The organism is Galactobacter valiniphilus, assembly GCF_003575975.1.
Classification (GTDB): domain Bacteria; phylum Actinomycetota; class Actinomycetes; order Actinomycetales; family Micrococcaceae; genus Galactobacter; species Galactobacter valiniphilus.
The window spans coordinates 1-22,186 of the sequence record NZ_QQXK01000033.1; the positions used below are offsets into that span (position 1 = coordinate 1).

The following is a 22,186-nucleotide window of genomic DNA, read 5'->3' on the forward strand; positions in this document are numbered from 1 at the left end:
GGGGTATGAAGACCTCCGTGGTGAGAGCTGGTTCCTAGATAGCTCCACACCTCACCCGGAGGTCTTCCTCATGTCACGCCGCCCCGCCGAAGACGTACCTAACCTGCCGGGGCAATACAGCTAGAGCACCATCTTGCGACTTTGCCGTCAATCCTGAAGGGTCTTTCAAATCTATATATATCTCAAAGCGTTGAGAGTTTATTGCTCGTCAAATGTGTAAATGAACCGACCGTTCCATCAGCAATGCCGGTAGCCGGTACCCAGCACGAAGAAGGCCGCCCTCCCCTCCCGGGGCGGGCGGCCGTTCCGTCAGCGCGTGACGCTAGGAGTCGGCGTCGACGACCGAGGCGCCGTCAGCCGCTCGCTGGACGGCCTGCGTACCCTTCACCGCCCCCTCGCGCGTGGTGTAGGCCTGGCCCGTGGCCACGACCTCCCCGTTGCCCGCCTTCAAACGGAAACGGAACTTCCCGCTCGCGTCTTCGTACACCTCAAACTTGCCAGCCATGGTGCTCCTTGAGCTCGATCACTGCAGGGTTTGCTTCTTGCTGGTGCAGACGAGGGCGCGCGGAGCGCCCCCGGCCCCATCCTTGCCCGGGCGCCCCGGGCGCACAAGGGCCGCGGGCCCGTCATCGGGGCTGGACACCTGCCGCCTTGCGGAGCCTCGCCAGCTGCGGATGGGGCACGGTTGACCACCCGTAGAAGGCGCGCACCCCTTGCGCCCCCACGCCGCCCTGGGCCACCAGGTCGAGCTCGCGCAGTAGCCCCGCCAGCACCCGCTCCTCCGGCCGTCCCCCCTCCGCCTCGGCCGCGAGCCGGACCCATGCGTGGGCCTCCCTGTCCGAAAGCTGCGCGAGGAAAAACACCATGTTGCGCCACGCGTAAGCGGCGTCCTTGATCCGCCCCAACGGTCGGTCCTGCTCCAGCGCCAGCCTGAGCGCCGCGCGGGCGGTGGACAGCGCGCGCCGGGCGATCCCGGCAAAATCCATCCCCTCCAAGGCCCCGAGCTCCAGGAGCGGAAGCAGGTGATGGGTGCTGAGCACCTGGGCCTGCTCGATCACCGCGCCGTTGGCCGCCGTCCCGTTGGCATCGGCCGTGAGGTTTCCCAGTTCCCGCGCCCGACGGGTGCACAGCGCTGCCAGCTTGTGCCGTTCCGCCGCCAAGTAATCCAGCCGGTAGTAGCGCCCGTAGAGGCTCCCGCCCAACGCCCGCGCGCCTCGGGCGGCCGCCTGTTCGAAGCGCGGGGAGAACGAACCCATGAAGATGTCGGCCGCCAACTCCTCCGGCAGCACCACCTGGCTCCCGGCCAGCCCCAGCAGGTACCGCAGTTCGGAGGTGAGCGGGTTGGGCTGCAGGGTGCCAGGGAACCACTGGACGCCCAGGCCGCCCAAGCGGCGGGCCACGGCGAGCGCCGAGGCCTGCCCGGGACCCGCCGTGGCGGTGCCAGCCCGTCCAGCGCCCGACGGCGTGTGGCTGGGCCGGCTGCCCGGCTCCCCTTCCGGGGAGAGCGGGCCGACCCACGGTAGCTCCTCGAAACGCACCTGCGCTTGGAGGTTGAGCAGCAGCAGCGTCCGCCGCTTCCTGAAGGTCAGGTAGATCAGGGCGAGCAGGCGCCCCAGCGCCGGGTCCGGGTGGGTGCGCGCCAGGTGCTCCGCCACAAGGTCCGGGGCCAGCTCGGCGAGCGCTTCCGCCGAGGGGACGACGCCGCGGGCCAGCAGCTCGTCGACGCCCGCCCGCAGGCCCTGCCCCAGGATGCTCCGGGCGGCTTCGGGCACGGGGGTGCCCTCCGGCAGGCCCGTGCGCTCCTGCTCCTTCCCGGTGAGCGGACCATCAAGCCCGTGCCCGTCCGGCAACCCTCGATCGGGCGGCGCGGCGCTGACCCGGGTGGCAACGACCGCAGCCACCGCGGCGTGTGAGGGGGCGCGCACATCGGCGCGTTGCCGGGCGCGGAGGGCCTCGCGTTCCGGGCTACCGAGGGCGCCGCGCTTATCGGCGGCCCGGCGCAGCGTCGCGTCAAGCAGGCCGTGCTCGCGCGGGGTCAGCTCCCCCGCGCTCGCCAAGGACGCGACGGCCGCGTTCAGGCGCGCCAGGGTGCTGCCTGGGCGAAGGTGCTTGCGGCTGAGCGTGTGTAGCAAGGCGAGCCGCTCGTACTCGGCCACCAAGACCGCCGCCGACGCGCGAACCTCCTCCGCCGGCATGTTCCGCCAGGCCTCAAAGAAGGCCACGAGCCGGTCCTCCCACGGGGCCCAGACCCCGTGGGCCTCCCTCTGGGCCTCCACCTGGGCCTGCGGGCGCTTGTGCGCCAGGCGCTGCGCCGTCTGGGCCGCCGTGTAGCGCTGGGTCTGGCCGGTGAGCGGCTGCGCGTCCCGGGCCTCGCGGGGAGAGAAGCGCAGCCGATCCATCCACGGCCCCAGCTCCCGCAGGATCGCCCACGCGGCGTCTGCGTCGCCATCCTCGAGCAGCGCGGCCACGGCGAGAAAGGCTCCCTCCTCTGGATGCTCCAACCGGTAGTGACCGGTGCCCAGCAAACGGACCAGGACCTGCATCCCCGATTCGGAGAGCCACCACCCGTTCATGGCGCTGCGCGTTGCGGGCAGCGAGGCCTCGGAGAGGACGGCCAGCTCACGCTCGTCCAGCGGAAGCTGCGCCGCGGCGTCGCCGGAGACGAAGCCCCCGCGCAGCACGTCTGGGGTGACCCAGACCGGGGTCCGCGCCAGCGGTGCCCGGTCCCCCGTCCTGATCAGGCCGAGGGCCGAGCGTTGAAGGTGCTTGAACCACCCCTCGGACCTCAGCGCAGCGCGCTCGCGCGTTGCCAGGTCCGGGTGGTGCTCCGCCGTGGCGAGGGCTCGGGCCAACTGGCCCATGGCATAGGGAAACGTCATTGCGCTCGCTCTCTGGGACTGGTCGACGTGGCAGGTTCCGCCCCTGCTCCCTCCGGGTAACAGCCCGGCGCTCTGACTAGTGAGCTACACGTCGTGGCGCCCACCCTACAGGTGGGAACAGCGCGGCGGCCACTCACCCCCCAAGGGTGAGCGGCCGCCGTCGGGCAGGATGCCGCCCGTGCCGGGCGCCGTCATGGCGCGCCCGGCACGGGCGGGTGGCTACTCGCTGTGCCGCCCGCGCTCCTCGCGCTGGCGACGCTCCGTCTCCGAGGCGGAGACGGGCCTGGCGTCGCTGCCGGGGCAATGCCCGCGGTCCTCGTCGCCGTCGTTCGCGCCGGGGGCCTCCGGCTTGGTCGGCAGCGTCGCGATACCCACCGGCCGGCCGTTCTCGCGAATCTTGGTGCCGTGCTCGTCCAGGTAGGCACGCATGTCGCCCTGCACCGTCTCGCCCTCGCCGATGCGCTCGGCCACCTCGACGGTCTGATCCACGCCCTCGGCGATCAGGCCCGAGGCACCAGGATGACGCTTCTTCCACCACCAGGCGAAGAGCGGCAGCGCCAGGACCAGCACGATGATGATGTAGCAGACCACCGCCACCGGCTCCGAGAACAGGCCGATCGGATTGCCGTTGGAGAGCTGCAGCGACTGACGCAGCGCCTTCTCGGCGCGCGGCGCCAGGATGACGCCGATGATCATGGGCAGCACGGGCAGGCCGTAGCGGCGCATGACCAGGCCGAGCAGGCCCAGGATCATCAGGAGCACCAGGTCGAAGGACTGCATGTTCACCGCGAACGCGCCGAGCGTCGCGAAGAACAGGATGCCCGCGTAGAGGTACGGGCGCGGGATCTGCAGCAGCTTGGCCCACAGGGGCGCGAGCGGCATGTTGATCAGCAGCAGCAACGTGTTGCCGATGAACAGGGAGGCGATGAGGCCCCAGACGAGCTGCGGCTGCTCCTCGAAGAGGAGCGGGCCAGGCTGGATGCCGTAGCTCGTGAGCGCCGCGAGCATGACGGCTGCCGTCGCGTTGACCGGCAGGCCCAGGGCCAGCATGGGCGTCAGCGATCCGGCGGCCGAGGCGTTGTTCGCGGCCTCCGGGCCGGCGACACCCTCGATGGCGCCGTGGCCGAACTCCTCCTTGTGCTTCGAGAGGCGCTTCTCCGTGATGTAGGAGAGGAACGTCGGGATCTCGGCGCCGCCGGCCGGCAGGGCTCCGAACGGGTAACCGTAGGCCGTGCCGCGCAGCCACGGCTTCCAGGAACGCTTCCAGTCCTCCTTGCCCATCCACGGGGCACCCACCGGGATGGTGGTGGTCTTGGCCTTGGACAGGTGGGCGGCGATCCACAGGGCCTCGCCGACGGCGAAGATGCCCACGGCCACCACCACGATGTCGATGCCATCCGCGAGCAGCGGGATGTCGAAGGTCATGCGCTGCTGACCGGAGACCACGTCGGAACCGACGAGGCCGATCGCCAGACCCAGGCCCAGCGAGGCGAAGCCGCGAACCTTGGAGCTGCCGAGCACCGCGGTCACGGCCACGAGGGCCAGGAGCATGATGCCGAAGTAGGACGGCCCGCCGAGGTTGACGGCAAACTTCACGACGAGCGGGGCCACTGCCACGAGCAGCGCCGTGCCGATGGTGCCGGCCACGAAGGAACCGATCGCCGCGGTGGCCAGGGCCTGCGCCGCGCGCCCTGCCTTGGCCATCTTGTGGCCCTCGATCGCCGTGATCACCGTGGCGGACTCGCCCGGCGTGTTCAGCAGGATCGACGTGGTTGAACCGCCGTACATGCCGCCGTAGTAGATGCCGGCAAACATGATGAGGGCCGTGTCCGGACCCAGTCCGGCCGTGACCGGCAGCAGGAGCGCCACGGCCATGGCCGGGCCGATGCCGGGCAGGACGCCCACGGCGGTGCCGAGCACCACGCCGATGCAGGCGAAGAGCAGGTTGGTGGGCGTCAGCGCGTGGCTGAAGCCATCCATCAACAGATTGAGCGTTTCCATGTCACAGAATCCCCGTGAGAATCCCGGCCGGCAGCTTGATGCCGAGGCCGAAATAGAAGCCGTAGTACGTGGCGAGGGTCAGCGCCAGCGAGATGAAGATGTTCACGATCCAGCGACGGGAACCGAGGGCCCAGCAGGAGCCCCAGAACATGATCGCGCCGGAGATGACCCATCCGAGCTGGTTGATGAGCGCCGCGTTGAGAAGGAAGAAGCCCACCAGGAGGGCCAGGGTCTTCCAGTCGAACGCCGAGGTGGGGTCGATGTCCTCGCCGGCGTCCGGCTCAGCCGCCCCGCCGCGCAGCACCTGGAGGGCCAGCACCACGGCACACACCAGGAGGAGGATGCCCACCGCGATGGGCATGGCCTTCGGACCCACGGGGTCCGAGGTCGTGGTCGCGCTGGTCAGGCCGAGCGCGTCAACAATGGCGACCACCCCAACCACCCCGAGCAGGGCCGCGAGGCCCAGCTCGGAGCGGTTGGGGCGGGCAGTAGCTGCGGTGGTCACTTGGCCAGACCCAGCTTGGTCAGAACGTCGGCCACCGCCTTGTCCTGGTCCTTGAGGAAGGTGCCGAACTCGTCACCGGTGATGAAGGCGTCCGTCCAACCGTTGGTCTTCAGGGCTTCCTTCCAGCCGGCCGACTCGTGCAGCTTCTTCAGGGCGTTGATCCACTTGGTCTTGTCGGCCTCCGAGATGCCGGGAGGGGCCACGATGCCGCGCCAGTTGCTGAAGACCAGGTCGATGTTGGATTCCTTCAGCGTGGGGGCGTCCACGCCCTCCAGGCGGGTGGCGCCGGAGACGGCCAGCACGCGGACCTCGCCGGACTCGATCTGCTTCATGTACTCGCCGGCGCCGGAGGCGGCCACCGAGACCTTGTTGCCGAGGATGGCCGGCAGCAGATCGCCGCCGCCGTCGTAGGAGACGAAGTTGACCTTGGTCGGGTCGATGCCGACCGCCTGCGCCAGCTGCATCGGCAACAGGTGGTCCGGGCCGCCCGGCGAGGAGCCGCCGCCCACGGAGATCTTGCTGGGATCGGCCTTCCAGGCCGTCACCAGCTCGTCGATCGTCTTGTACGGCGAATCCTTGGAGACCATGATGGCGCCCGGCTCCTCGATGAGCTTGGCCAGCGGGGTGGTCTCGGTGAGCTTGGCCTCGGTCTTGTTGGTGTAGCTCGCGCCCACCACGCCCAGGCCCATGAGCATGGCCAGATCGCCCTTGCCCTTTTCGTTGACGAGGCGGGCCAGGCCCACCGTGCCGCCCGCGCCGGCGAGGTTGAACACCTCGGGCGCCTTGTCGGTGATGCCCTCGGCCGCCATGACCTTGGCCGCGGTGCGGGCCGTGGTGTCGTAGCCGCCACCCGGCGTGTTCGGGACCATGATGCGAAGGTCCTTCACGGGACCGTCTGAGGCCGCGCCGCCCGAGCTCGCGTTGGTGCCGGAGGTGGCACCGCACGCGGTGAGGGCGAGAGCGGCAGCCGCCGCGACGGCGGCGAACTTGAGGGTGCGAATGCGAGCCATGAGCGGTCTCCTCATTGAGTGCCTTGCTTGAACTCGTACAGCGTGCACGCGCCTATGATGTGGATCACAGCTTGCGTTCACATCGAATCTTGTGGTCATTGTGGTCACGGTTTCCGCCGCCCCAACTTTCCCATTGAAATGGTCGCTCGTGCCCTCCCGCCGCCCCCGCCGCATCTCCCTCGCCGGGCAGCTGCTTGCCCTGCAGCTCCTGGTGCTGCTCGGGGTCCTGGCCGGCGTGCTCTACCTTTCGGTGGCCCAGTCCCTGCGCTCCTTCGAAGCCCTGGAGGGGCGGCGCACGCTCTCCGCCGCCGAGGCCCTGGCCGCCACCCCCCTCGTCCGCACCGAGCTCCCGGATGCCATCCCGCGCGGCGGTTCGGCCCTGCCCGCGGCGCTCGAATCCGTGCGCTCCGTCTCCGGCCCGACCTACGCCACGCTCGTGGACGAGAACGGGATCGTCGTCGCCTCCTCCGACGTGACCTTGGTGGGCTACGTGGCACCCGTGGCCATCATGCAGGGGGCGCTGAATCGCCAGTGGACGGGAACGGCCGACGTCGCGGGGCAGCACCTGCTCTTGGCCCGCGTCCCCGTGTTTGGGGACGACGGCGGCCGGGTGGGCGTGGCGGTCGCGGCCCGCGAGTATCCGAGCTGGGGCGAGCGGCTCGCCGAGGCGGCGCCGGATGCCTTCGTGGCGCTGCTGGCGTGTACAGCGATCGGCCTGGGCGGCTCGTGGCTGCTCTCGCGCCGCCTCAAGCGCCAGACCCTGGACATGGAACCCGGCGAGATCGCCGCCCTCGTGGAGCACCGCGAGGCGCTGCTGCACGGCGTCAAGGAGGGCATCGTGGCCGTGGATCTGGAGGGCAGGATCACCGTGCTCAACGACGCGGCTCGTGCCCAGCTGGGCTGGGACGGCGTGCGCGAGGGCACCCAGCTGCCGACCCACGGGGTCTCCGACGCCCTGCTGGAGGTGGTTGGCTCGCGGGAGGAGATCGCCGACCGGCCGCTGCTCGTGGGCGATCGACTGCTCGTGGCGAACAACAAGGCCATCACCTCGCATGGGCGCCGCATCGGCTCCGTCACCACGCTGCGCGACCGCACCGACCTCTTCGAGCTCGAGGACCGCCTCGGCACCACCCAGACCACCTCGGATCTGCTGCGCGCCCAGACCCACGAGTTCGCCAATCAGCTGCACACCATCGCCGGGCTGATCCAGCTCGGAGAATCCCAGGAGGCCCTGCGCTTCGTCGAGGCCGCCTCCACGGAGCGCTCCATCATCGTTGACGCCGTGACCGAGCGCGTGGCCGACGCACCCCTCGCGGCGCTCATCGTCGCCAAGTCCTCCGCCGCAGCGGAGCGGCACGTCCGCCTCGACCTCGATCCCGAGGCCCACCTGGGCCCCGTCTCCCCCGAGCTCTCGCGCGACCTCATCACGGTGATCGGCAACCTCATCGACAACGCGCTGGACGCGATCTCCGGCCTGCCCGACGCGGTGGTGACCTTGGACCTGCAGGACGAGGCGGGCACCATCACGGTGAGCGTGAGCGATCCGGGCGACGGCCCGGACCCGGCGCTCGGCGAGCGCATCTTCGAGCGCGGCTTCAGCACCAAGGCCTCCGATTCGCCCGGCGGGCGCGGCGTCGGATTGGCGCTCACCCGCCACGTGTGTCGCCGCCGCGGCGGCGACGTTGCCCTGGAAGATGGGGAGGGCACCACCTTTCAGGCCTGGCTCCCCCGCGAACCGGCCCCCGTGCGCCAGGACTCCCCTGCGCCGCATGCAACAAGGTCGGGCGCCGGCGCGGCCGCCGAGCCAGCCACGCGGGAGCTCGAGACGAAGCAGGCAGGGGGAAACACGCGGTGATCAACGTGGTGGTCGTGGACGACGACTTCATGGTTGCGCGCATCCACGCGGGATTCGTGGCCAACGAGGAGGGCTTCCACGTGGCCGGAGTGGCCCACAACGCCCACGAGGCGACGAGCCTCGTCGCCTCCACGCGGCCCCACCTGGTGCTGCTGGACATCCACCTCCCCGACACCAACGGTCTGGACCTGCTGCGCGAGCTGCGCGGCATCCACCCCGACCTTGACGCGCTCGTCATCACGGCCGCCCGCGAGCAGGCGACCGTGGGGCGCGCCGTGCGCGGCGGCGTCGTCGGCTATCTCATGAAGCCCTTCGCGCGCGAGGACCTGGCCGTGCGCCTACAGAACTACCGCCAGCTCGTGAGCGCCGTGGGCGGCGAGGGCACGGCGGAGCAGGCCACGATCGACCGCTTCTTCGGGGCTCCCCCGGCGGCGGCCGGCGCCCCCGCGCCTCCCAAGGGGCTCTCCGGCGAGACCCTCGCCAAGGTGCGCGAGGCCGTGGCCTCGGCAGCCGGCGACCTCTCCGCCTCCGAGGCCGCCCAACGCGTGGGCATCTCCCGCGTGAGCGCGCGCCGCTACCTGGAGCACCTCGCGGCGCAGGGGGTCCTGAGCGTGGAGCTCAAGTACGGGGCGGGACGTCCGGAGCGCCGCTACCGCGCGCACGCCTGATCCGACAAGGGCTTGGGGCGCCCGCGCGTCCGGTGGCCCGGACGCGGCCTGGTATTCCTTAACCCGAACAGCGTTCTGCCCGGCAATGACCTGGGAACCGCTCCCCGCCCCTCGCGTTTCGACAAGGGCTCTACATAAACTGATGTGAGTCAGGCCACACCGGCCAGATCCCCGCATCCGTGGCGCGCGTGCTGCCAGACTTGAGCTCGGCGCGCGCGTCGCATCAACCAGCGAGGGGCACGTCCCAGCCCCTCGCCCACTTCTCTCCCGGGCGCCGGACATCCCCTTCCATGGGCGCCGGGCGAGATCCCTGCAGGACCTTCTCTCCCTTCCTCGAGGGTCCTGCCCGCCAACAAGGGCGGGGTAGCTTCGACGGCCGTTCCCCCGGCCTCAGCTGCCTCGCCCTTGCTGCATCCTCCCGGGCTAGGCGCCCCTGGCCGCGAGCAGCCTGGCCTTCTTCAGGACCACCTCGTCCACCATGCGCCCGTCCAGGGCGAAGCTACCCTGCTGCGCGGTGGCCGCCTCCAGGACGCGGGCGGCCCAGGCTAGCTCCTCGGCGCTCGGGCGGTACGCCTCGCGGACGGCCGCCGCCTGATCGGGGTGCAGCACCGCCTTCAGGTCGAAGCCGCTCGCGACGGCGTCATGCGTCTCGGCCGCCAGCCCGGCGGCGTCGGCGAGGTCGAGGTACACGGCGTCGATCGCCGCCTTGCCGTGGGCCTTGGCCGCGATCAGCACGCGGGAGCGTGCGTACACGCAGACGTCCCGGTAGCTCGCGTCCGCCCGGCGCGAGCCGGTGCCCTGCATCGAGGCGATGAGGTCCTCGGCACCCCACATGAGCGCGCCGACGTGGTCCTGGGCCGCGAGCTCCTCCGCGGCGGCGACCCCCGCGGCCGTCTCGATGAGGGCCGCCACGAGGTACGGCTCGCCGTCGCCGTCCAGGAGCCGCACGTCAGCGGCGCTGGCCGCCTTGGGCACCATGACGTAGCGATACGCCGTGCGGCGCAGGGCCGCGAGGTCGTCCTCGAAGTGCCCCTCGCCGCGCGGATTGATCCGCACCACGCTGGTGGCCGGTTCGAGGGTGGAGGCCAGCAGGGCGTCGCGGGCCGCCGCCTTGGCGCCGGGCGCCACGGCGTCCTCGAGGTCGATGATGACCGCCGAGGCCCGCGCCGCGGCCTTCTCGAAGCGTTCGGGGCGATCCCCCGGCACGAACATCAGGTCCGGCCCGTCCACGAAGCTCACGCCTGCACCTCCCCCGCCGCGTGCGCGGCGTGGCCGGCGGCATCCCACAACAGCACGGTGCGATTCGCCGTGGCAACGACCCGCCCGTCCTGGTTCTTCCCCTCGTGACTCATCCCCACGACCCACTGACCGGGCCGCGAGGAGCTCATGCGCTTGGACGTGATGGTCGTGGAGGCGTAGAGCGTGTCCCCCGCGAACACGGGGTGCGGAAAGGCGATGTCGCTCAGGCCCAACTGCGCCACGAGCGTGCCCTGCGTCAGCTGCCCCACGCTGAGGCCCACGAGCGTGGAGAGCGTCAGCATGGAGTTCACGAGCGGGCGCTTGAACGGCTGGGTCGCCGCGAAGGCGTGATCCAGGTGCAGGGCCTGCGGGTTCATGGTGAGCGTCGTGAAGAGGACGTTGTCCGCCTCCGTGAGCGTGCGCCCTGGCGCGTGCACAAACTCGTCCCCCAGGTCCAGCTCGTCGGCGTAGAGCCCGCGCTGCTGAATCCGCCGGCTCACAGCCCCAGGCTCCGCCCAATCAGCATGAGCTGCACCTCGGTGGTGCCCTCGCCGATCTCCAGGATCTTCGAGTCGCGGTAGTGGCGCGCCACGAGCGATTCGTTGATGAAGCCGTAGCCGCCAAACACCTGCGTGGCGTCGCGCGCGTTGTCCATGGCCGCCTCGCCCGCGATGAGCTTGGCGAGCGCCGCCTCGGTCTTGAACGGTTGGCCCGCCAGCATGAGCCGCGCGGCGTGGTGATAGGCCAGGCGCGCCTGGTGGGCGCGGGCCTGCATGCGGGCGATCTTGAAGGAGACGCCCTGGTACTCGGAGAGGGGCTTGCCGAAGCTCCTGCGTTCCTTGGCGTACTTGACGCACTCGTCGACGCAGCCCTGCGCGGCGCCGGTGGAGAGCCCGGCGATCGCGATGCGGCCTTCGTCCAGGATGGAGAGGAAGTTGGCGTAGCCGCGGCCGCGCTCGCCCAGCAGGTTCTCCTCGGGCACGCGCGCGTTCTTGAAGGAGAGCGGGTGGGTGTCGGAGGCGTTCCACCCCACCTTGTTGTAGGCCGGCTCGGCCGTGAAGCCGGGGGTGTCAGCGGGCACCAGGATCGTTGAAATCTCCTTGCGCGGGGCGCCGCTCGCCTCCTTGGGCGGGAGTTCTCCCGTGACCGCCGTGACGGTGATGAGCGCCGTGATGTCCGTGCCGGAGTTGGTGATGAACTCCTTGGCGCCGTTGATGACCCACGCGCCGTCCTCGAGCTGCGCGGTGGTGCGCGTGCCGCCCGCATCCGAGCCGGCCTCCGGCTCGGTGAGGCCAAACGCCGCCAGGTTGGCCCCCGAGGTCAGCCGCGGCAGCCACTCCTCCTTCTGCGCCTCGGTGCCGAAGCGATACACGGGCATGGCGCCGAGCGAGACGCCGGCCTCGAGCGTGATCGCGACCGACTGATCCACCCGCCCCAGCTCCTCGAGGGCCAGCGCCAGGGCGAAGTAGTCGCCGCCCATGCCGCCGTACTCCTCGGGGAAGGGCAGGCCGAAGAGGCCCAGCTCGCCCATCTGCGCCACCACCTCGGACGGGAAGCTGTGCTCCACGTCGTGCTGGTACGAGACGGGCGCGACCACCTCGCGCGCGAACTCGCGGACCGTCTCCACGAGGTCCTGGTACTCCTCTTCAAGCAGCGACTCGCTCATGGCTTGCTTCCCTTTCCTCAGCTGGCTTCCGGGGCGGCGGCCGGGGTCTCCGGCTCCGCCTCCGCTTCGATGACGGCCACGATCTGTCCCTGGTTGACCTGCGATCCCACGGCCACGCCCGCCGCGAGGCGCACGCGCCCGGCGATGGGGGCCGTGACAGGGTGCTCCATCTTCATGGCCTCGATGGCCACGAGCGCCGCCCCCGCCTCGACGAGCTCGCCGTCCCGCACGCCGATCGTCGCCACGGTGCCCGTCATGGGCGCGATGGCGCGCGGGTCGCCGCCCGTCGCCGCCACGCCGCGCTCGGCGAGCGCCTCGCGCTGCCGTGCAGCGCGCAGCACCGCCGTGGCGTGCAGAGTCTGGCCCAGGCCGTGGATCCACAACTCGGGCCGGTCGCCGCCCGTGTGCACGAGCGTGGCGCGCGCCGCGCTGCGCCCGATCCCGCCCGTGCTGGCGTGCAGCACGAGCTCCTGCTCGGTGGACGCACCATGCCTAGCGGCATGCTGTCCGCGCCATTCGACGTCGCCGAACTCGCCCTCCGCCCCGCCCGGGCGGGGCGTCACGGCGCCGCTCGCCGCGCCGTCGGGCAGCTCGAGGAGCACGTGGACGCCCGCCTGCCCGACGCCGCCCGCTCGCCAGCCGTCCGGCGTCCAGCCGGGCGCGGTGCCGGGCTGGGCGGCCGGGACGATCGGCTCGAGGGCCTGGGCGCCGGAGCCGGCGCGGATCTCGAGGACGGCGGCGGCCGCGGCGAGCGCCGCGACGAGCCGGGGCTCCGGCGCCGGGGCGCGCGTGAGCTCGGGGCGGCGGGCGATGAGGCCGGTGTCGAGCCGTCCCGCGCGCACGTCCGGATCGGCGAGCAGCGCCCGCAGGTAGCCCACGTTGCTGCCGGCGCCCGCGATGAGCGTGTCCGCGAGGGCGGCGTCGAGGCGGTCGAGGGCCACGCCACGGTCGGGGCCGAAGGCGATGACCTTGGCGATCATGGGGTCGTAGAACGCGCTGACCTCGCCGGGGCCGTCCAGCGCCGCGTCGACGCGCAGGCCCTCGCCGCGCGGGAAGGAAACCGCGCGCACGGCGCCCACGGCGGGCAGGAAGTTCTCCTCCGGGCGCTCGGCGTAGACGCGCGCCTCGGCGGCGTGGCCCGTCAGGCGCACCTCGTCCTGCGTGAAGTCGAGGGCCTCGCCCGCGGCGATGCGGATCTGCCAGGCCACGAGGTCCAGGCGCTCCCCGCGGACCCGGACCACTTCCTCCGTGACGGGGTGCTCCACCTGCAGGCGCGTGTTCATCTCCATGAAGAAGAACTCGTCGGGGCGGTCGTCGGAGACGAGGAACTCCACGGTGCCAGCGCCCACGTAGCCCACGGAGCGGGCGGCGTTGACGGCCGCCTCGCCGAGGCGCGCGCGCAGGGCGGCGCCGCCGTCGGGCTGGGCGAGCAGCAGCGGCGCGGGGGCCTCCTCGATGACCTTCTGGTGGCGGCGCTGCAGCGAGCACTCGCGCTCCCCCAGGTGCACCGTGGTGCCGTGCTTGTCCGCCAGGAGCTGGACCTCGATGTGCCGCGGGTTGGTGATGAGGCGCTCCAGGAAGAGCGTGTCGTCGCCGAAGGCCGTGCGGGCCGTGCGGCGGGCCGAGGCCAGCGCGCCCGGCAGCTCCGCGGCGTCGTGCACCTCCACCATGCCCTGGCCACCCCCGCCGGCGCTCGGCTTGATGAGCAGCGGGAAGCCCACGCCGCCCGCCCCGGCGACCAGGGCGGCGTCGTCGAGCCCCGCCTCGGCGATGCCCGGCGTGACGGGCACGCCGGCGGCGGCCACGTGATTCTTGGCCGTGATCTTGTCTCCCATGACGGCCAGGGCCTCCTCGCCCGGGCCGATGAAGGCGATGCCCGCCTCGGCGAGCGCGCGGCCGAACGCCGCGTTCTCGGAGAGGAAGCCGTATCCGGGATGGACGGCGTCCGCACCCGTGGCCGAGGCGGCGGCGAGGACGGCGTCCAGGTCCAGGTAGGACTCGGAGGCCGGAGCCGGGCCGAGGCGCACGGCGACGTCGGCCTCGCGGACGTGCGCAGCATCCGCGTCGGCGTCCGAATAGACGGCCACGGCCGTGAGGCCGAGCGCGTGGACCGTGCGGATGACGCGGCGCGCGATCTCGCCGCGGTTGGCGACGAGGACGGTGTGGATCTCCCGGGTGGGGACGGCGTGGGGCTGAAGCGACACGGGGCTCACATCCTGAAGAGGCCGAAGGAGGTCTGCGGCAGCTCGGTGGCCGTGATGACCCCGAGCGCCAGGGAGAGCACGCGGCGCGTGTCCTCGGGGGCGATCACGCCGTCGTCCCAGAGCCGGGCCGTGGAGTACCAGGGGCTGCCCTGATGCTCGTACTGCTCCAGGGTGGGCTTGGAGAACTCCGCCTCCTGCTCCGCCGTGAACTCACCGCCCTTGCGCTCCACGTTGGCGCGGTGGACGGTGGCGAGGACGCTTGCCGCCTGCTTGCCGCCCATGACCGAGATGCGGGCGTTGGGCCACATCCAGAGGAAGCGCGGCTGGTAGGCGCGGCCGGCCATGGCGTAGTTTCCGGCGCCGAAGGAGCCGCCCACCACCACGGTGAGCTTGGGGACGCGGGCGCTCGCGACGGCCGTGACGAGCTTGGCGCCGTCCTTGGCGATGCCGCCAGCCTCGGCCTGCGAGCCGACCATGAAACCCGAGATGTTCTGCAGGAAGAGCAGCGGGATGCCGCGCTGATCGCACAGCTCGATGAAGTGGGCGCCCTTCTGGGCGCTCGAGGAGAAGAGCACGCCGTGGTTGGCGAGGATCCCCACGAGGTGGCCGTCGATGCGGGCGAAGCCCGTCACGAGGCTCGTGCCGAACTCCGGCTTGAACTCGTCAAGAACGCTGCCGTCCACGAGCCGGGCGATGATCTCGCGCGGGTCGTAGGGCTCGGTCACCTCCTCCGGGATCACGGCGGCGAGGCCGCTCTCCCCCGTGGCGGGAACCAGGGGCTCGACGGCGGGGCGCCGGGTCACGCTGTCGAAGGCCGGGGTGGGCGCCGGGAGGGTTGCGACGATGTCGCGGACGATGGCCAGGGCGTGGGCGTCGTCCTCGGCGAGGTGGTCCACCACGCCGGAGGTGGTGGCGTGCAGCTCGCCGCCGCCGAGCTCTTCGGCGCTGACGTCCTCGCCGATGGCTGCCTTCACGAGCGGCGGGCCGCCCAGGAAGATGGTGGCCTGGTTGCGCACGATGACCGACTCGTCGCTCATGGCCGGGACGTAGGCGCCGCCCGCCGTGCAGGAGCCCAGGACCGCGGCGATCTGCGGGATCTTGGCGGCGGAGAGCCTGGCCTGGTTGTAGAAGATCCGACCGAAGTGCTCGCGGTCGGGGAAGACCTCGTCCTGGCGCGGGAGGTTGGCGCCGCCCGAGTCCACGAGGTAGACGCAGGGCAGGGCGTTTTCGCCGGCCACCTCCTGGGCGCGCAGGTGCTTCTTGACCGTGATCGGGAAGTACGAGCCGCCCTTCACCGTGGCGTCGTTGCAGAGCACCATGACGGGCCGGCCGTGGACCAGCCCGATCCCCGAGACGAGGCCGGCACCCGGCGCCGCGCCGTCGTACATCTCCTCCGCCGCGAGCGGCGCGAGCTCGAGGAAGGGCGAACCCGGGTCCAGGAGCGTGGCGACGCGGTCGCGCGGCAGGAGCTTGCCGCGGGCCACGTGGCGCTCGCGGGAGGCCTCGGGGCCGCCCGCCGCGGCGCGGGCGAGGCGCTCGCGGAGCTCCTCGGCGAGGGCGCGATTGCGCTCGCGGCGCGCCCGGGCGAGCGGGTCGGAGGGGTCCAGGGTGGTGCTCAGGACCGGCACATGAGCCTCCAGGGTCGGTGGCGGGCTGTGTGGTTGCCGCCGCGGTGGCGACAATTTCAGTGAATGGTGATTCACTGAAGCCCGACACTAGTGACCCTGATCACGCTTGTCTAGGCTCGCCCGGGCAAGCATCTGGTGAAGACTGGTGCCGCGGGCGCGCTGGCGTCCGCGCCGAGGCGTACCGACAGGAAGGAGGAGCGCATGGTGTCCCTTCGGGAGCAGGCCAAGGCTCACCGCCGGGCCGAGCTGCTGGCCGCCGCCGCGCGCCTCTTTGCCGCCGACGGCTTCCACGCCACCACGCTCGGGGCCGTGGCCGCCGAGGCCGGCGTGAGCGCCCCGGCCGTCTACCGGCACTTCGAATCCAAGGCCGATCTGCTGGCGCAGATGCTCGTGGGAGTGTCCGAATCCCTGCTGGAGGGCGGGCGCGCGGCCTGCGAGTCGGCGTCGCCCCTGCGCTCGCTGTGCACCGCGCACGCGCGCTTCGCCGTCAACGAGTCAGCCGTCATCCGCGTGCAGGAACGCGACCTCGCCAGCCTGGACGCCGGGCCGCGCCACCGCGTGCGCTCCTTGCAGGCCGAATACGTGCAGCTCTGGGTCGCCGCGCTGGGACCCTCCGTGCCGGACGCCGACGAGGCCGAACTGCGCCTGCGCGTGCACGCAGCGTTCGGCCTGCTCAACTCCACGCCTCACGCGCTGCGCCGCTCCGGGGCGGTCTCCGACCCCGTGGGTCTCTTCACGAACCTCGCTATGGCCGCGCTCACGGCGCCCCGGCGGTAGGGTGAACGGGTGCATCGCCCCAACGAGGGGATGCGCCGGACGCGTTCGACCCCGACGCGTCGCCCCGGACCCCTTGAGGAGACATCGTGAAGCTCCGTCCCGTCGAACCCGGCGATCTCGACCGCTTCTTTGAGCAGCAGCTGGACCCGGAGGCCAACGAGATGGCGGCCTTCACCGCCAAGAACCCCTCCGATCGTGGCGTCTTCAACTACCACTGGGGCCTCATGCTGCGCGATCCCGAGACCGTGGTGCGCACCATCGAGCTGGACGGCGAGGTTGCCGGCTCCATCGTGCTCTACCCCAACGAGGGCATCCCGGAGCTCTCGTTCTGGACCGACAAGAAGTTCTGGGGCCAGGGCATCACCACGGCCGCCGTGGACGCGATCCTCGCCGAGTTCCCGGCCCGCCCCGTGCGCGCCCGCGTGGTCTCCGACAACATCGGCACGCAGAAGATCCTGGAGCGCCGCGGCTTCACCAAGATCGGCGAGGCGAAGGACTTCTCCAACGCCCGCGCCGCCGTGGTGAGCGAGGACATCCTCGAGCTGGCCTGAGCCCTCCCCGGCCCCACGCGCACGGCGCCCGCTCACCTCAAGGTGAGCGGGCGCCGTCGTTCCACCCTCCAGCAAGGCCCTCCCTTCCCCCGATCGGAGTGCCAAATGTCGTCGAAACGGGCGTTTCGGCGACATTTGGCAGTCCGATCAGGGGGTGTTGGAGGCCTGTGGACAATGCGCCGCACGCCGAGCCAGAAACGCCCATACTTCGGGGATGCCACAGCAACCACCGAGTGAGCGCCACTTCAGCGTCTCCCAGGCCCGCCGCGAAGGTCAGCGACGCGCGGAGTGGGATGCCCCCACGCTCCTGCGCCCGCACCACGGCGCCCGCACGGTCGGTGCCAGCGCTGGCGAACCGCTCGACGACATCACGGACGCCAAGGGCCACATCGAGGCCCTGCGGGCCCTGGCGCCGGTCTTAGCCGAGCATGCCTTCTTCGTCGGCCCCTCGGCCGCCGCCCTCTGGGGCATGCCCGTGCCGCGAACCACGCTCACCGAGCTGCACGTCGGCGTCCGCTACCCTGCAACACCGCCGCGGCGCTTCGGTGTACGAGGGCGGCGATTCCGGGCAAACGTGGTGCGCACCGAATCCGTGCAGGGCCTGCCGAGCCTCTCGGCCCCGGAGGCCTGGGCTTCGCTCGGTAAACACCTTTGCGTGGACGATCTCGTCGCTGCGGCGGACGCCCTGTTGTGGATTCCCCGCAATCCGGGCGGGTTCCACCCCGAGTTGCTGACCGGCCCACTCTGTAAGATCCACGACCTCAGAAACGCGTTAGCGGCCGGGCAATGGCTCGGCAGCATGCGCTTGCGATGGGCGCTGCCCCTGGCGAGCACCGGCAGCCATTCCCATCCCGAAACGCTCATGCGCCTCCGATGGCTTGAAGCCGAGCTCCCTTCGCCCGCGCTCAATGCGGACATCTACGAGGGCGATGCTTGGCTCGGCAACGTGGACGCGGCGTTCGCGGCGTACAAGGTGCGCGTTGAATACCAAGGCGCCCACCACCGTGACGCACAGACGTATCAGGCGGACGTCGACCGAATGTTCCGCCTGCGACAGGCGGGGTGGCTGATGGTTGAACTGACGTCCGCTCATGTCCTCAAGACCCCCGACGAAGGAGTGCGACGCGTCCGAAACGCACTCATGGACCGCGGTTGGCGCCCCTCAACACCCTGATCGGAGTGCCATTTGTCGCGAAAACGGCGGTTTCGGCGACATTTGGCACTCCGATCAGGGGTGTTTGACGGGGCACCACGAGGGGGCCGGGCGGAGTCAGACCATCGTCAGGGTGCGCCCCGGATCCGAGAGAATCGCCCCCACATCGGCCAGGAAGCGTGAACCCTCCGCCCCGTCCACCACGCGGTGATCGAACGTGAGAGAAAGCGTCATGACGTCACGCAACGCAATCTCCCCGTGGTGCTCCCACGGCGTGCGGCGCACCTGGCCCATCGCCAGGATGCCCGTCTCCCCCGGGTTGAGGATCGGCGTGCCGGCGTCCACCCCAAACACGCCAACGTTCGTGATCGTGAACGTGCCGCCCGTGAGGCTCGCCTGCGGCGTCTTGCCCGCACGGGCCGTCGCGGCGAGCTCGTTGATCGCCTCGCACAGCCCCAGCAGGTTCAGCGCCTGCGCGTCCTTGATGTTCGGCACCACGAGCCCGCGGTCGGTGGCCGCGGCGATGCCGAGGTTCACGAACGACTGCATCGTGATGTTCTCGCCCGCCCAGCGCGCATTGAGCCCCGGTTCGCGTTCGAGCGCGATGCACACGGCCTTCGCCACGAGGCTCAGCGGCGAGAGCTTGATGTCGCGGAAGCCGCGCTCGCGCTTGAGCTGCGCGGTGAGCTCCATGGATCGCGTGACGTCCACCGTGAGGAACTCGGTGACCTGCGGCTGGTCCCGCATGGACGCGACCATCGCGTTGGCCGTGGCCTTCTTGACGCCCTTGACGGGCACGTCCCACGTGCGCGGGCGCCCGCCGAGGGTGCGCGCGCCGCCCTCATGCGCTGAGCCAGCCTGCACGACGGCGGCCGGCGCGGCGGGTGCCTCGCCCGCCGCTGGCGCGGCGAGAGTCGGCAGGGACGCCGCAATCGGCGCCCCGGAGAGGGCGGCCTGCACGTCGGCGCGCGTGACCAGCCCCTCGGGGCCCGTGCCGGCGATGAGCGCGATGTCCAGTCCGGCGTCCCGGGCGAGCTTGCGCACGGGAGGCGTGGAGCGCGGGCGGTCAGCCCTCGGGGCCGGAGCCTCGGCGATGGCCGGGGCCACGACGGCGGCCGCGGGGGCGAGCGGCGGCTCCGCGGGAGCCGGCGCCGCATCGGCTGGCGCCGCGGCGGGAGGCGCCTGCGTCAGCGTCGCGGCACCGCGGCGGCGGCGGCGTGAGCCACCGGCGTCGGCGGCGGCCCCGTACCCGACCAGGGTGGGGGTGCGCTCGGCGCCGCCCTCTCCCCCGGCTGGCGCGGCGGGCTCCTCGCCCTCCACCTCGAAGGTCACGAGCGGCTTGCCGACCTCGACGACCTCGCCCGGCCCGGCGTGCAGCGCGGAGACGACGCCGGCGAAGGGGCTGGGAAGCTCCACGACGGCCTTGGCGGTCTCGACCTCGCCGAGGACCTGGTTGAGGGCAACCGTGTCGCCCTCCTTGACGTTCCAGGAGACGATCTCTGACTCGGTGAGTCCCTCGCCGAGATCGGGCAGCGGAAACACGGTGAGCATCAGAGGGCACCGCCTTCCACGGCGGCACCCGCGGGGGCGGACAGGCCGATCCCGTCGAAGCGTCCAAGCGCGTGGTCGATGCCGTCCAGGATGCGGTCCCGGTCCGGCACGTGATGCTCCTCGAGGTGCGCGGGCGGGTACGGAATGTCGAAGCCCGTGACGCGCACGGGCGCGTGCTCGAGGTACTCGAAGCAGCGCTCGGTCACCACGGCGGAGATCTCGGCGCCCAGGCCAACGGTCCGGGAGGCCTCGTGCGCCACGACCAGGCGCCCCGTGTGCCGCACGGAGGCGGTGAGCGTCTCGTAGTCCATGGGCGAGAGCGAGCGCAGGTCGACGACCTCCACGCTCGTGCCGTCCTCGGCGGCGAGCTCGGCGGCCTCGAGGGCGGTCTTCACGAGCGGGCCGTAGGCAACGAGCGTGACGTCGTCTCCGGCGCGGCGCACCACGGCCTGGTCCAGGCGCGAGGCGGCGGACAGCGCGTCGAGATCCACCTCGGCGGACTCGTAGTAGCGGCGCTTGGGCTCGAAGTAGACCACGGGGTCGTCGCTCGCGATGGCCTGCAGGAGCATGTCGTGGGCGTCCTGCGGGTTGCCCGGCGCCACGACCCGCAGGCCCGCGGTGTGCACAAAGTAGGCCTCGGGCGACTCGGAGTGGTGCTCAGGCGAACCGATGTTTCCGCCGAAGGGGATGCGGATGACGATCGGCATCTTGTGCCGCCCGTCGGTGCGCATGGTCAGCTTGGCCACCTGGGCCACGATCTGATCGAAGGCCGGATACACGAAGCCGTCGAACTGGATCTCCACGATGGGGCGGAAGCCGCGGTACGTCAGGCCAACGGCCGTGCCTACGATCCCTGACTCGGCCAAGGGCGTGTCAAGCACGCGCTGCGTGCCGTGCTTGGCCTGCAGGCCGTCGGTGACGCGGAAGACGCCGCCGAGCTTGCCCACGTCCTCGCCCATGATGAGCACGCGCGGGTCCTGGGCCAGCGCCGTGTCCAACGCGGAGTTGATGGCCTTGGCGAAGGTCAGCTTGGTGGTGCTCATGCCGCGGAACCACCCGTCTCGGCGAGGTAACCGAGGTACTCCTCGCGCTGCTCCGCGATCCGCGGGTGCGGCTCGGAGTAGACGTGGGCAAAGAGCAGCTCCGGATCGTCCTCCTGCATGGAGATCACGGCGGCGCGCAACTCGGCTGCCACGCCGTCCGCCTCGGTGCCGGCCTCGGCCAGCACCGCATCCACGTCCACGCCGCGGGAGCGCAGGTGCGCCTCGACGCGGTCGATCGGGTCCAGCTTCTCCCAGTAGGACTCCAGCTCGGTGTCGCGGTAACGGCTCGGGTCGTCCGCGGTGGTGTGAGCGCCGCGGCGGTAGGTCACGGCCTCGATGAACTGCGGGCCCTCGCCGGCATCGATGCGGGCCAGGGCGTCGCGCGTCGCGGAGAGCACGGCGAGCACGTCGTTGCCGTCCACGCGCACGGCGCGGATGCCGAAGCCGCGCGGGCGGTCAACGAGCGGCGTGCGGGACTGCAGGGTCACCGGCTCGGAGATGGCGAACTGGTTGTTCTCGAGGAAGAAGAGCACCGGCGCGTTGAAGCTCGCGGCAAAGACCATCGCCTCGTTGACGTCGCCCTGGCTCGTGGCACCGTCGCCCAGGAAGGCCACGGCCGCCCCGCCCTGGCCGTCGAAGGCGGCGCCCATGGCGTAGCCGACGGCATGGAGAGTCTGCGCGCCGATGATGATCTGCACGGGCGCCATGTGCTTCTCGTGCGGGTCCCAGCCGCCGTGGGAGGCCCCGCGCCACTGGCGCATGACCTCGGAGGGGGCAACGCCGCGCGAGTGGATCACGCCGTGGTCGCGGTAGGTGGGGAAGATGAAGTCATCGTCGCGGAAGGCCTCGGCGGCGCCGATCTGCGCGGCCTCCTGGCCCTTGCTCGGAGCCCAGAGGGCGAGCTGTCCCTGGCGCTGCAGGGCGGTACCTTCGGCGTCGATGCGCCGTTGGACGACCATCTTGGCGTACAGCGCCGCGAGCGCCGTGTCGTCGATGTCCGCCACGCGGGCGGCGTCCGGGCCGGTCGTCACGCGCACGCCCTCGGGCGAGAGCAGGCTGAGCGTGCTGGGGCAGTTCTGCGCCGAATCCTCCGGATAGGGGGAATTCGCGTTTCTCTCGCTGGGAGCAAGCGCCATGGATCAGCACCTTCCTCGAATCGGAATCCCGGACCGGCTGGGTGTGCGGCCGAGGTTCTGCTCGTTGACACGGCGGTGGCCGAGTCTTGTTGTGACGGTACTCACAGCGATGTGGTTCCTCAAGGCTTACTCGCCGGTAACTGGACCGCCGGTGACCCCGCAACAACACGGCACGACGTCGCCCGCTCACGTGAGCGGGCGACGTCGTGCCGGTGCCAGGAAGGGGCGCACGACCCGGCTGCGCCGGGCCAGGCATCGCCCCCCCCGGGCGCGGCGATGCCCCCTCGAAGCGAAACGGCCCTGGACCGCCTCGAAGGGGC

Annotated in this window: 18 protein-coding genes and 1 tRNA gene; 5 read left to right on the plus strand and 14 right to left on the minus strand. The window is 71.4% G+C overall.

What is annotated here, in order from left to right; genetic code table 11:
• Positions 1-322: 322 nt before the first annotated feature.
• The 6 genes from DWB68_RS13740 to DWB68_RS13765 form a co-directional block, all read right to left on the minus strand.
• The gene (locus DWB68_RS13740) at positions 323-505 is read right to left on the minus strand and encodes a YegP family protein (RefSeq protein WP_119425693.1); all 183 of its coding nucleotides are present in this window, start codon (positions 503-505) and stop codon (positions 323-325) included.
• 121 nt (positions 506-626) lie between these two features.
• On the minus strand, positions 627-2,879 hold the full coding sequence (locus tag DWB68_RS16320; protein WP_158588323.1) for a hypothetical protein: 2,253 nt from the start codon (positions 2,877-2,879) through the stop codon (positions 627-629).
• 19 nt (positions 2,880-2,898) lie between these two features.
• Positions 2,899-2,973 (minus strand) — tRNA-OTHER (locus DWB68_RS13750).
• A gap of 125 nt (positions 2,974-3,098) precedes the next feature.
• The gene (locus DWB68_RS13755) at positions 3,099-4,880 is read right to left on the minus strand and encodes a tripartite tricarboxylate transporter permease (protein WP_233548832.1); all 1,782 of its coding nucleotides are present in this window, start codon (positions 4,878-4,880) and stop codon (positions 3,099-3,101) included.
• Between the two features lies 1 nt (position 4,881).
• Positions 4,882-5,385: a tripartite tricarboxylate transporter TctB family protein gene (locus DWB68_RS13760; protein ID WP_119425694.1), complete on the minus strand. Its 504-nt coding sequence runs from the start codon at positions 5,383-5,385 to the stop codon at positions 4,882-4,884.
• Positions 5,382-6,395 (minus strand): Bug family tripartite tricarboxylate transporter substrate binding protein, encoded by a 1,014-nt coding sequence (locus DWB68_RS13765; protein ID WP_119425695.1) that lies wholly within the window; start codon positions 6,393-6,395, stop codon positions 5,382-5,384. The genes DWB68_RS13760 and DWB68_RS13765 overlap by 4 nt, the downstream gene beginning before the upstream one ends.
• Before the next feature lie 148 nt (positions 6,396-6,543).
• Between DWB68_RS13765 and DWB68_RS13770 the strand changes: the two genes are divergently transcribed.
• Positions 6,544-8,250 carry a sensor histidine kinase gene (locus DWB68_RS13770; protein ID WP_233548833.1) on the plus strand — a complete coding sequence of 569 codons (1,707 nt, stop codon included), beginning with the start codon at positions 6,544-6,546 and terminating at the stop codon, positions 8,248-8,250.
• Positions 8,247-8,918, plus strand: a complete 672-nt coding sequence (locus DWB68_RS13775; RefSeq protein ID WP_119425696.1) for a response regulator — start codon at positions 8,247-8,249, stop codon at positions 8,916-8,918. Before DWB68_RS13770 ends, DWB68_RS13775 begins: the two co-directional genes overlap by 4 nt.
• A gap of 423 nt (positions 8,919-9,341) precedes the next feature.
• On the opposite strand, the gene DWB68_RS13780 is transcribed toward DWB68_RS13775, so the two are convergent.
• The 5 genes from DWB68_RS13780 to DWB68_RS13800 are packed head-to-tail and all read right to left on the minus strand — an operon-like array spanning position 9,342 to position 15,655.
• Positions 9,342-10,157 (minus strand): HpcH/HpaI aldolase/citrate lyase family protein, encoded by an 816-nt coding sequence (locus DWB68_RS13780; protein ID WP_325048572.1) that lies wholly within the window; start codon positions 10,155-10,157, stop codon positions 9,342-9,344.
• Positions 10,154-10,657, minus strand: a complete 504-nt coding sequence (locus DWB68_RS13785; RefSeq protein WP_119425697.1) for a MaoC family dehydratase — start codon at positions 10,655-10,657, stop codon at positions 10,154-10,156. Before DWB68_RS13785 ends, DWB68_RS13780 begins: the two co-directional genes overlap by 4 nt.
• Complete coding sequence (locus DWB68_RS13790) at positions 10,654-11,823, minus strand: acyl-CoA dehydrogenase family protein (protein ID WP_119425698.1); 1,170 nt, start codon at positions 11,821-11,823, stop codon at positions 10,654-10,656. The genes DWB68_RS13785 and DWB68_RS13790 overlap by 4 nt, the downstream gene beginning before the upstream one ends.
• Positions 11,824-11,840: 17 nt before the next feature.
• Complete coding sequence (locus tag DWB68_RS13795) at positions 11,841-14,027, minus strand: ATP-binding protein (RefSeq protein ID WP_233548834.1); 2,187 nt, start codon at positions 14,025-14,027, stop codon at positions 11,841-11,843.
• A gap of 5 nt (positions 14,028-14,032) precedes the next feature.
• Positions 14,033-15,655: a carboxyl transferase domain-containing protein gene (locus DWB68_RS13800; protein WP_119425700.1), complete on the minus strand. Its 1,623-nt coding sequence runs from the start codon at positions 15,653-15,655 to the stop codon at positions 14,033-14,035.
• Between the two features lie 201 nt (positions 15,656-15,856).
• On the opposite strand from DWB68_RS13800, the gene DWB68_RS13805 reads away from it, so the two are divergent.
• From DWB68_RS13805 to DWB68_RS13815, 3 genes are all read left to right on the plus strand, one after another.
• Positions 15,857-16,432, plus strand: a complete 576-nt coding sequence (locus DWB68_RS13805) for a TetR/AcrR family transcriptional regulator (RefSeq protein ID WP_119425701.1) — start codon at positions 15,857-15,859, stop codon at positions 16,430-16,432.
• Between the two features lie 86 nt (positions 16,433-16,518).
• Positions 16,519-16,983: a GNAT family N-acetyltransferase gene (locus DWB68_RS13810; protein WP_119425702.1), complete on the plus strand. Its 465-nt coding sequence runs from the start codon at positions 16,519-16,521 to the stop codon at positions 16,981-16,983.
• 214 nt (positions 16,984-17,197) lie between these two features.
• Entirely contained in the window at positions 17,198-18,157 is a 960-nt protein-coding gene (locus tag DWB68_RS13815) for a hypothetical protein (protein ID WP_119425703.1), read from the plus strand.
• Between the two features lie 96 nt (positions 18,158-18,253).
• Here DWB68_RS13815 and DWB68_RS13820 read toward each other — a convergent pair whose 3' ends face one another.
• From DWB68_RS13820 to DWB68_RS13830, 3 genes are read right to left on the minus strand one after another with little or no spacing between them, the layout of a single operon-like run.
• Positions 18,254-19,687 carry a dihydrolipoamide acetyltransferase family protein gene (locus DWB68_RS13820; RefSeq protein ID WP_119425704.1) on the minus strand — a complete coding sequence of 478 codons (1,434 nt, stop codon included), beginning with the start codon at positions 19,685-19,687 and terminating at the stop codon, positions 18,254-18,256.
• Positions 19,687-20,730, minus strand: coding sequence for an alpha-ketoacid dehydrogenase subunit beta (locus DWB68_RS13825; protein ID WP_119425705.1), 1,044 nt, complete (start codon positions 20,728-20,730; stop codon positions 19,687-19,689). The genes DWB68_RS13820 and DWB68_RS13825 overlap by 1 nt, the downstream gene beginning before the upstream one ends.
• Positions 20,727-21,866: a thiamine pyrophosphate-dependent enzyme gene (locus DWB68_RS13830; protein WP_119425706.1), complete on the minus strand. Its 1,140-nt coding sequence runs from the start codon at positions 21,864-21,866 to the stop codon at positions 20,727-20,729. Before DWB68_RS13830 ends, DWB68_RS13825 begins: the two co-directional genes overlap by 4 nt.
• Positions 21,867-22,186 lie beyond the last annotated feature (320 nt).